This window comes from Tenacibaculum sp. ZH5_bin.1 (assembly GCF_042865525.1).
Lineage (GTDB): Bacteria > Bacteroidota > Bacteroidia > Flavobacteriales > Flavobacteriaceae > Polaribacter > Polaribacter mesophilus.
In genome coordinates, this window is record NZ_JBEGIO010000001.1 from 651,914 (window position 1) to 662,936 (window position 11,023).

Genomic DNA, 11,023 nt, shown 5'->3' on the forward strand with positions numbered 1-11,023 from the left:
CAAATCTACAATTTTATACCGAAAACTACTCTATTTTCAGATTTTCCATTAAAGTAAGAGCGAGCAAAATCTACACGTAAAAAGCGCCATTTTCCAATACCAACATTATCTAAACCAATAGCAAACTCAGAATAAGGTTTGTTACCCGCTGTAAATAATCCTTTTGCACCAGTAACTAAATGAAAGTTAAGTTTATTTAACAAAGGAACTTTGCTTAATAATGCTCCTTTAAAGTTATATTCTCCATGAAGTTCAGCATATTTATCATTAGAACTTAGTTTATAATAAGGAAGCATATAAAAGTTGTTCAAATAGTTGTCTTTTGGAGCTATTAACAAGCGATTTCCATTAAAATGAGCATAATCTATAAACGGAATGTCTTTTTTCTCTAAAAACACACCTCCCTTTGCTTTGTAAGCAAATTCACCCCAATTACCTAAATTTATTTGTTGATACAATTGAGAAAAAACCACATCAGAGTTCCATTCAGAGTTTCCTGATCCAAAGTTTTTTTGATAACCAATATATAGCGATGGATACTTACGACTTGGTATATTATATTTTCCATCAGGATATGATAAGTACTTTTGACCAAAACTAATGTTTGCTCCTAAAGAAAAAGTCCACATTTGATGCGGCGTAAAACCTGTAGAGAAATCTGTAGGATCTTGCGGATTATTAGAAGTGTAGTCTACATCGTCTTGCGGAAACATTACATAATCGGTTGTATTAAATAGTGGCTTTCTGTCTGCAAATTCTAAAGAAGAGAACATGCGTATTCCGTTAGTTACTTCCTGTGAAAAGATTGCTTTAGCAAATGTCTTTTCATAAATTTTTAAATAGTTTCGTTCAAAACCAATAGAACTTATTGTGTTCCAAAATTTAGAAATGGGTTGTTTAGAGTTGAATTGTGGTGTGGCAACTCCTCCAGAAATTGTTAAAACTGGTCGCGTAGTATTGTTCCAACGATAGTTGAAGTTGGCTGTAGGACGCACTTTTTTCTCTGAAAAACCATAATTAACATTAGCCCCAATACTAAAACGTTTTCCTTTTTTGTTAAGTGATTTTCGATAGTTAACACCTAAAGAAGAATTCCACCCTTGCACCGTATTAAAGTTAAGGCTTTCAATGGGGGAAGAAGTGCTTAACGACCACTTGTTGTAAGAATCTCGGTAAGTGTACCCAGAAAGAATATCTAACGGTTTAAACTTATTATTTTTAGTGTCTATAGAGTCTAAATATTTCTTCGATTTTCGAATAGTTTTTATGCTGTCTTTTAATTTGTAATCTGATATTTCTTCAGAAGTTAAAGTCACGGGACGAATTTCATTCCAATATACCGAATCTTTTTCTGTAGCATTTTCAGCAAACGAAAGTACTTCGTTACCAAAAGTATCTTCGGTAAAGTTAGGGTTGAAATTATAGTTAGAATAAGCAGCAGAAAAACGTCCATTAAAATGAAATCCAAATAAACCAGCTTTAAAATCTATAGTTTGAGTAACAGGTACCCAAGCTTTGTTTTTAGTAGAGAAATTATAGTTTTGTTTAATGTGTAGTGAATCTACAATTGGTAGGCTTATTTGTGCACCAGTGACAATAACATCGGCACCATAAATAGCCCAATCATCTTCAACTATATAGATGAAGCCACTAAAAACACGATCGTTTTTACGTTTTGGTAAAAGTTGAATTTTGTTAATGAGTTTTCCGTTTTTATCATAAAAAACACCAGTGAGTTTATAGTTGTAGTATCCAAAAGCACCATTAGCAATAGGAGAAATAACTTTAACATCAGCTAAATCAAAAGAATTTTCATAGAAGTTAAAATTTACTTCTTCTGCTTGATTAAAACTAATTCCGTTGTCTTGTCCACTAACTTTTGAAGCTATAATATGCTCTTTAAAGTTTTTAGGTCTTTTTTGAAATGAGATTTTAGATACGGTTTCAGACAGGTAAACGATGCCTGTTCTAGTAGAATCCAATCCACCACCCATGTCACCAATATCTTGTCCTAAAAACTTCTTCGGTAAATCTTTTACTTTAAATAAACCACGAGAATAAAAATCGGCAGTATACTCAGCAAATTTATCAGTATTTTTTGCTTTACTAGCAATAGCATTTCTAATAATTTTGTTAGCAGGGTTTTCTTTAGAAGATACTAAGACTTCATCTAAGGAAACTTCTTCTTCAGTTAAAACAATATTTAAGATAAAAGGAAAAGAGTTAATTTCAACTGTTTTTTTAACAGTTTTATAACCTAACATTTGAAATACTAGAGTGTGCTGTCCTGTTGAGTTAAAAGCTAATTCATAGTTGCCGTTTGTGTTGGTTGTAGCACCTGTAATAGTATTTTCTAAATATACACTTACAAAAGAGATAGGTTGGTTTTTAATATCGGTAACCTTTCCTGTAATTTGAGAAAAAACAATTGAAGAGAATGCTAAAAATAAAAATGTAGTTATGGTTTTCATAGTCAGTTAGTTGTTGGTGACAAACATAAAAGAAGAACTTTGTAAATTGTATTTAAGAAGTGTTAAATAACTTACAAAGTTCTCTTAATATATAATGTAAGACTATGAAAAAGAAATAATGTTACAAAAGATTACTTAACAGTATCTTTTTGTTTTTTCTTCTTCTTTCCGAACAAACCACCTAAAACATCTGTTACTTTTTTAACGGTTTCTTCTTTTTTGTTGGTTGTACTAGTGCTATCCTTCTTTTTGTTTCCGAATAAACCACCTATAGCGTTGTTTACTAACTTGTCTTTTTGTTGTTGAACTAATTTCTGGCTTAACTTAGTAACCGATGAAGATAAATCTGTTTTTACAGAAGGACTTGTCATGTTACCTGTAATATTAGCAGTAATAGGAACTGTTATGTTTTGTTGCTCTTTCGCGCTTAATTTTGCAAGTAATCCTTGTGCTTCATTACCTAAATATTTAGCAGGAACATTAAGTGTAACGTTGTAGTTCATTGTTTTATCAAATCCATGGTTACCTCCTACAGTAATACCAATATCTTTATACTTTAAATCAAATGGTTTTACAATTACATTACCTTCTTTAAAAGATAAATATGTCTTAATATCAGATAAATCTAGTTTTTTTAAATCAATAAAAGACAATTTATTGTTTAATAAACTAAGTGCTTTTGTTTTTTCAGGGTTAATGCTAGTTGTCAATAGTTCAGCTAAAGCATTACCAGAAATTGAGGTAAGGTTTGGAGTAAAATCGTCATTCAAACTTCCCATTAAATCAATGTCAGAATTTAATTTACCATTCATAGCTCCGGCAATAGGGCTTAATGATTGTAATAAGTCTAAGCTAGTAAATGATTGAGCAATGTCAAAAGATTTGATGCCTAACTTCATATCGAATGTAGGTTTCTTTTGCTGTGTATTAACTTCTCCGTTTAAAGCAATTTGACCATTAAAAATACCGGCATTCATGTTTTGTAAAATGGCTTTTTCGTCTTTTAAAAGCAATGTTCCTCTTACATTTTTCAAAGTCAAATTATCGTAATATACAGTTTTAGCGTTTGCAGAAACGGCACAGTCTAAAAATGCAGGAATTTTTAAAGACTCTTTAGGTGTGTCTTTTTTAGATGTTTCCTCTTTTTTTTCAATAGCTTCAGGGCTTTCTTGCATAAAATCGCTAACATAAAAATTGTTTGAGTTTAGCTTGAAGTTTCCTTGTAGTTTTTTGTCAGAAAGTAAAAAGCCTAACAGGTTTTTAATTGTTCCTGTAGCATTTAAATCACTTTTTCCTGAGGTAGCATCAAACTTACTTAAGGTAATGGTGCCAGGTGTAAAATTAACCACTGTATTTTTAATATGAAGTGGATTTACAACATCTTTTGAAGAAAAAATAAAGTCGCTCACCTCCATTTTTCCATTATTTTTAATACGACTTAAAGTATTGTTTTCAATCGCTTTCATGTCGAACTCCGTATGCAAATCAGCCTTTAAAATTCCGCTCAAATCATTTTCTAAATCAATAGGATATGCTTTATTAATATTAGCAAGGTTTAAAACACCTTTTAAACTAGCATTTACCTTTGGATTGGTAGTTAGATTATAGATATTTCCTTTTCCAGAAAAAGTATCCTGATCAATCTTAAAAGAAAGACCATTAATAGTAACAAACGTATTTTCGGTTTTACCAGTAGTGTTTTTTATTTGTGCATCAATATTAATGTTTTGAACACTTTTAGGTAAATCAGGATATTTAAATGAAGCATTATTTGACTTCATAGAAATGTCTAACTTTGGAATATGGTTGTCATCAATAATTCCGTTTACCTTTCCGTTAACACTAAAGTTACCAGTAGTGCTCACGTCAGCAATGCTTTTAGTATAGGCTTCAGGAATTAAACCTAAAAAGTTTTTAAAGTCAGAAGACGGAGTTTTGAAGTTGATATCAACCTCTTGGTTTTTCTCGTTAACTTGAACAAAACCGTCAAAAACCAATGGAAGACTATTTAGTTTAGCTTCATTTTTTAAGAAAGAAAACTTCATATTAGTTAAATCCATTCCTAAAATAGCATCTAATTCTATTTTTTGATTCTTTGCATAGGAATTACCATCCATTCCAAAAGAAACTAAAGTAGATGTTTGAGTATCTAGTTCTGTATTAGATTGAGAAAAGTCACCACTTCCACTATGGTTTAACTCAGCTAGTTCAAGGTTTAGTTTACCTTGCTCATCATTGTATTTTACCGTAGCATTGTTAATAGCATATGAATTAATAGATAGTCCAAAAGTAGATGGTTCTTCATTTTTTGCCTCTTCTGTCTCAGAAGGTTTTGCAATATCGTAGTTGGCATTTCCTTTTTTATCAACTAATACATTTACCAAAGCATCATCAATAGTAAATGATTTGATGTTTAGTTGTTCAGATGAGGCTTTAAAAAGTTCCGTAAGTTTTAATGCTAAGTTTACTTCTTTAGCATATACTAAAGTATCACCTTCAAAAGGAGCGTTGTTAATAACTGTTAGGTTAGATAATTGAACTGATGCATTTGGGAAATTTCTAAGTAGGCTTAAGCTAGAATCGCTAAAATCAACTTTGGCGTTTACGTTGTTGTTAATGGTAGTTTTTACCAAGTTCATCACTTTATCTTGAAATAGTAGGGGAATACTAACCAAAAGGATGAAGAAAAAAACTATAATACCTAATACTATTTTATATATCTTTTTCATAATGAATAAAGTTTGTCATGTAATACTAACGAACAAATTTCAACATTTATTTGTAAATAGAAAGTGAATAAAATTATAATTTTTCTTTTGGTAATTTTGCGGCGATAAAACCATGTATTTTGAATAAGAAACAGCAATACTCAAATTTTATAAAAGCACAAGCAAAACGCTTGGGTTTTTTAGGTTGTGGTATTGCAAAAGCTGATTTTTTAGAAGAAGAAGCACCTCGTTTAGAGCAATGGTTGCAAAATGGATATCACGGTGAAATGCATTATATGGAAAATCACTTTGATAAACGTTTAGATCCACGACTGCTGGTAGATGGTGCAAAATCGGTAATTTCCTTGTCGTACAACTATTTTCCTTCGGAAGTTCAGCAAGAAGGAAGTTATAAGATTTCTAAATATGCCTACGGGCAAGACTATCATCACATTATCAAAGATAAATTACGGGAATTATTACAGTTGATTAATGATGAAATAGGAGAAGTTTCTGGTCGTTGCTTTGTTGATTCTGCTCCTGTATTAGAACGAGCTTGGGCAAAAAAATCAGGGTTGGGTTGGAACGGGAAACACTCGTTGTTAATTCAAAAACAACAAGGGTCGTTTTTCTTTTTAGCGGAATTAATTATTGATTTAGAACTCGAATACGACGACCCTTTTAAAACAGATCATTGTGGTAGTTGTACTCGTTGTGTTGATGCATGCCCAACTCAAGCTATTTTGCCTAATAATACAGTTGATGGAAGTAAATGTATTTCGTATTTAACAATTGAGCTAAAGGATGCAATTCCGTCAGGATTTAAAGGAGAAATGCAAGATTGGATGTTTGGTTGCGATGTGTGCCAAGATGTATGCCCATGGAATCGTTTTTCACAACCGCACAAAGAAAGTCTATTTACGCCTCAAGAAAACTTACTGCAAATGACAAAACGTGATTGGCAAGAGTTAACACAAGAAACCTTTAGTAAAGTGTTTAAAAAATCGGCAGTAAAGCGTACTAAGTTTTCAGGGTTATTAAGAAATATTGACTTTATAAAATAATAAAACCGCTTTTCTAAGCGGTTTTATTTATGTTTTAAAGATTATTTAGGATTCGTCTCTCCAAAGAAAAACCAATTAAGTCCTTTTTTTAGCATTCCACTTTCTTTTACAGGAGTTTGTTTTTCTGTTTCTTTTGCGTTGACAGTTTCTCCTTCAAATAATTTTACAACAAAATCTTCATAAGATGCGTTAACCTCTTCTTGTAAGAAAGAATTAAAATATAATTCACTTGCTTTTTCACCTTTAACTTTTTCAATTTCTAATAGCGTTTTGTATAAAGGTTCAATTTTTTTTATAACGTTTTCAGGTAAAGATTTTCTCCTTCCAGTATATCCAGTGATTTTTCCGTTATCATCTTTTTCTACATCAAAATCAGTAATAACCCAGTAGTACCTACCTGTTCTTGTTAAGTTTTTAACAATAGCATGGAAATTATTTCCTTGCTTTAGGTTATCCCATAATATTTTAAAGACTACCTTAGGCATGTCAGGATGCCTAATAACGTTATGAGGTTCTCCTATAAGTTCTACTTTATTATACTCCGAAGCCTCTTCAAAGGTATCGTTCATATATAAAATAGTCCCTGCAGGATCTGTTTTACTAATAATTGTTTTTGATTTGTCCCATTTTATTTCCTCATCTATAACTTTAGAAGGTCTAAGAGAATTGTTTGTGTGCATTTTTTTTGTTTTAATAGTTATTCGGGGTGGTTTACTCAAAAAATAATCAACAAATATAAGGTTTTTGAAGTAGGAGTTTGCTTTGAAAGGATTTTTAGTTACGGTAAGAGAATGTAATTTTTATTTGGTCTAAAATATTAGTTATATGATAATAGAATTATGTTAGTTTTTTATTTTTTGATAATAGAATTGTATTATTAACTAACAATAAGGAGTAAATGTGAAAAAAAAGGATTGAAACAATTGTTTCAATCCTTTTAAAAAACATTTTAAGAGGGATTATTTAGGGGTAGTAAATTTATGTTGGGTTTGTTTCTCCAAAGAAAAACCAATTTAATCCTTTCTTTAAAGGGTTTGTTTCATTCTTAATTTTTTCAGCTTCTTCTTTAGAAAGCTCTTCATTAAACAAATCAACTACGAATTCATTATATGTTTTACCAACTTCTTCTTTTAAGTAGGCATCAAAATACATTTCACTAGCTTTTTCACCTTTAAGTTTTTCAATGTCTAAAAGTGTTTTATATATAGGTTCAATTTTTTTTACAACTCCATCAGGAACGGCTTTCCTTCTAGCGGTATACCCTACAATTTTACCCTCTTCATCTTTATCAATGGTAAAGTCGGTAATAACCCAGTAATATCTGCCGGTTCTTGTTAGGTTTTTAACAATTGCATGAAAGTTTTCACCTTTCTTAAGAGCGTCCCATAAAACTTTAAAAGCTACCTTGGGCATATCTGGGTGACGGATAATATTATGAGGTTCGCCAACTAACTCAATGGTACTGTATTCACAGGTGTTAGAAAAAACATCGTTAGCATATAAAATAGTTCCGTAAACATCAGTTTTGCTTACAATGGTTTTTGTTTTATCCCATTGTACTTCTTCGTTAATAATGTGTCTTTGTGTAGTTTCCATTTCTATTGGTTTAAGGTTAGGGCAAATTTGAGAAGAAAAAGAAAGACTAAATATGACTTTTATCAGGTTGTTAATTATTTTTTAATAATTTTATTCATGATGTTTATAATTCTCAAAAGTTAGGGTTAATAGCCAAAGGAGTTTAATGAGATAATATAACTTTTATAGGTAAGCAAGTTACTTTTACTTAACAAACAAAATGTATATTTGTAAGTTCAAACAAACAAGAACGAACCTATGAGAGATTCTAGAAAAAGGCATGAAGCTTTACTTTATCATGCCAAACCGAAGCCAGGAAAAATAGCAGTAGTACCTACCAAAAAATACGCAACACAACACGATTTATCATTAGCGTATTCACCAGGTGTTGCTGAACCTTGTTTAGAAATAGCGAAAGATAAAAACAACGTTTATAAATATACTTCAAAGAGCAATTTAGTGGCTGTTATTTCAAACGGAACAGCAGTTTTAGGGTTAGGTAATATTGGTCCTGAAGCATCCAAGCCAGTAATGGAAGGAAAAGGATTACTTTTTAAAATTTTTGCTGATATTGATGTTTTTGATATTGAAGTAGATGCTACTGATGTTGATAAATTTGTTGAAACAGTAAAAGCTATAGCTCCTACTTTTGGAGGAATTAATTTAGAAGATATTAAAGCTCCTGAAGCTTTTGAAATTGAAAGAAGATTAAAAGAGGAGTTGGATATTCCTGTAATGCACGATGATCAGCACGGTACAGCAATTATTTCAGCCGCAGCCTTAAAAAATGCATTAGAGATTAATGAAAAGAATATTAAGGATGTAAAAATTGTTGTGAACGGAGCAGGAGCCGCAGCAATATCATGTACGCGTTTGTATCTAGCTTTAGGTGCGAGTCGTGAAAACGTAATTATGTGTGATAGTAAAGGGGTTATCAGAAAAGATAGAGATAATCTAACATCACAAAAAGCGGAATTTGCTACAAATCAAGATGTAAATACTTTAGAGGAAGCAATGTTAAATGCCGACGTGTTTATTGGTTTGTCAAAAGGAAATGTGGTATCTCCTGAAATGCTTTTGTCAATGGCGAAAAACCCAATTGTTTTTGCAATGGCAAATCCAGAACCAGAAATTGAGTACGATTTAGCTATAGCGACAAGAGACGATATTATCATGGCAACAGGAAGGTCAGATCACCCTAATCAGGTGAACAATGTATTAGGTTTTCCTTTTATTTTCCGTGGAGCATTAGATGTACGCGCAAAAAAAATTAACGAAGAAATGAAGATGGCTGCTGTACATGCATTAGCAGATTTAGCAAAACAATCAGTGCCAGAACAGGTAAATATTGTATATGATGAAGTAAGCCTTTCTTTTGGAAAAGAATATATTATACCCAAACCATTTGACCCAAGGTTAATTTATGAAATTCCACCAGCAATAGCAAAAGCAGCGATGGACTCAGGAGTTGCTCAAGAACCTATCGATGATTGGGATAGGTATAGAGAGGAGCTGATGGATCGTTCAGGAACAGGAAGTAAAGAAGTACGCTTATTACACAACAGAGCTAAAAAGAATCCTAAGAGATTAGTGTTTGCTGAAGCAGATCATTTAGATGTTTTAAAAGCAGCACAGAGAGTTTATGAAGAAAAAATTGGAAAACCGATTTTATTAGGAAGAAGAGAAATTATTTTAGAACTGAAAACTGAGTTAGGATTTGATGCTGATGTGCCAATTATTGATCCTAAAACAGATGAGGAAGAAGAAAGAAGAAACCGATATGCTGAAATATTTTGGAAATCAAGACAACGTAAAGGAGTTACGTTTTTAGAGGCACAAAAATGGATGCGTGAACGCAACTATTTTGCAGCAATGATGGTGAATTCTGGGGAGGCAGATGCATTGATTACAGGATATTCAAGACCTTACCCGTCTGTGGTGAAGCCAATGTTAGAATTGATTGAAAAGGATCATGGAGTAACAAGAGTTGCAGCAACAAATATGATGTTAACGAAGCAAGGGCCTATGTTCTTAGCAGATACCACAATTAATATCAATCCAACAGCAAAAGATTTAGCTAAAATTACACAGTTAACATCTGTGTTGGCTAAAATGTTTGGGATGAAACCAAACGTTGCAATGTTAGGATTTTCAAATTTTGGATCATCAAAATCTGAAAGTTCAACTAAGATTAGAGAAGCAGTTTCTTACATTCACCGTCATTATCCAAATGTTGTAGTTGATGGTGAGTTGCAAGCAGATTTTGCTTTAAATCCTGAATTATTAGCAAAAGAGTTTCCTTTCTCTAAACTAAATGGAAAAAGAGCAAACGTATTAATTTTTCCAAATTTAGAATCGGCTAATATTACCTATAAGTTAATGAAAGCTGTTGATGAAGTAGAAACTATAGGGCCAATTTTACTTGGAATGAGTAAGCCAGTACACATTTTGCAATTGGGGGCAAGTGTAGATGAAATGGTAAATATGGCTGCAGTAGCAGTTGTAGATGCTCAAAACAAGGAAATGAAAGCAAAAAACAAAGTTTCTCAATAAGATAAGAGAAATTTTTTTAAAAGATAATTTTTTCTATTTTAGACCAATAGAAAAAAATAGCTAGATGATAACACAAATAAGGGGAAAACTTGTGGAAAAAAATCCTACATACGCTGTTGTAGATTGCAATGGAGTAGGATATTTAATGCATATTTCTTTAAACACATATTCATTATTACCAAACGATGAATATGTGTTGTTATATACACACTTATCCATTAGAGAAGATGCTCATACGTTGTATGGATTTTCAACAAAAACAGAGCGAGAAGTTTTTAGGTTACTAACTTCGGTTTCAGGAGTAGGACCAAGTACTGCACGAACCATGTTGTCTTCTATGACTTCACAAGAGGTTTCACAGGCAATAGCTTCTGGAGATGTAAAATTAATTCAAACGGTTAAAGGTATTGGAGCTAAAACTGCACAACGAGTTATTGTTGATTTAAAAGACAAAGTCTTAAAAACTTTTGATATAGATGAAGTTTCTGTGGTACAGAACAATACAAATAAAGAAGAAGCGTTATCTGCTTTAGAAGTTCTTGGGTTTGCACGAAAACAAGCTGACAAGGTAATAGGGAATATATTAAAAGAAACACCTGATGCTAGTGTTGAAAAACTTATAAAACAGGCGTTAAAAAACTTATAAAAAAGG

Annotated in this window: 7 protein-coding genes; 3 read left to right on the top strand and 4 right to left on the bottom strand. The window is 31.9% G+C overall.

Features of this window, described 5'->3' with window-relative positions; genetic code table 11:
- Window positions 1–5: 5 nt before the first annotated feature.
- Both ABHQ57_RS02970 and ABHQ57_RS02975 read right to left on the bottom strand, forming a co-directional pair.
- Window positions 6–2,471, bottom strand: coding sequence for a DUF5686 and carboxypeptidase regulatory-like domain-containing protein (locus tag ABHQ57_RS02970; protein ID WP_073182260.1), 2,466 nt, complete (start codon window positions 2,469–2,471; stop codon window positions 6–8).
- 131 nt (window positions 2,472–2,602) lie between these two features.
- Complete coding sequence (locus tag ABHQ57_RS02975) at window positions 2,603–5,200, bottom strand: AsmA-like C-terminal region-containing protein (RefSeq protein WP_389862253.1); 2,598 nt, start codon at window positions 5,198–5,200, stop codon at window positions 2,603–2,605.
- A gap of 119 nt (window positions 5,201–5,319) precedes the next feature.
- Between ABHQ57_RS02975 and queG the strand changes: the two genes are divergently transcribed.
- Window positions 5,320–6,243: a tRNA epoxyqueuosine(34) reductase QueG gene (gene queG / locus ABHQ57_RS02980; RefSeq protein ID WP_047787905.1), complete on the top strand. Its 924-nt coding sequence runs from the start codon at window positions 5,320–5,322 to the stop codon at window positions 6,241–6,243.
- A gap of 41 nt (window positions 6,244–6,284) precedes the next feature.
- Here the strand turns inward: queG and ABHQ57_RS02985 are convergent, their stop codons facing one another.
- Together ABHQ57_RS02985 and ABHQ57_RS02990 are read right to left on the bottom strand one after the other, a co-directional pair.
- Window positions 6,285–6,923: a PAS domain-containing protein gene (locus ABHQ57_RS02985; protein ID WP_047788346.1), complete on the bottom strand. Its 639-nt coding sequence runs from the start codon at window positions 6,921–6,923 to the stop codon at window positions 6,285–6,287.
- A gap of 298 nt (window positions 6,924–7,221) precedes the next feature.
- Window positions 7,222–7,839 (bottom strand): PAS domain-containing protein, encoded by a 618-nt coding sequence (locus ABHQ57_RS02990; protein WP_047787904.1) that lies wholly within the window; start codon window positions 7,837–7,839, stop codon window positions 7,222–7,224.
- Window positions 7,840–8,076: 237 nt separating this feature from the next.
- Here ABHQ57_RS02990 and ABHQ57_RS02995 point away from each other — a divergent pair, with 237 nt between their 5' ends.
- On the top strand, window positions 8,077–10,371 hold the full coding sequence (locus ABHQ57_RS02995; protein ID WP_159509195.1) for an NADP-dependent malic enzyme: 2,295 nt from the start codon (window positions 8,077–8,079) through the stop codon (window positions 10,369–10,371).
- Window positions 10,372–10,435: 64 nt separating this feature from the next.
- The gene (gene ruvA, locus ABHQ57_RS03000; RefSeq protein ID WP_047787902.1) at window positions 10,436–11,017 is read left to right on the top strand and encodes a Holliday junction branch migration protein RuvA; all 582 of its coding nucleotides are present in this window, start codon (window positions 10,436–10,438) and stop codon (window positions 11,015–11,017) included.
- The last annotated feature ends 6 nt before the right edge of the window (window positions 11,018–11,023 follow it).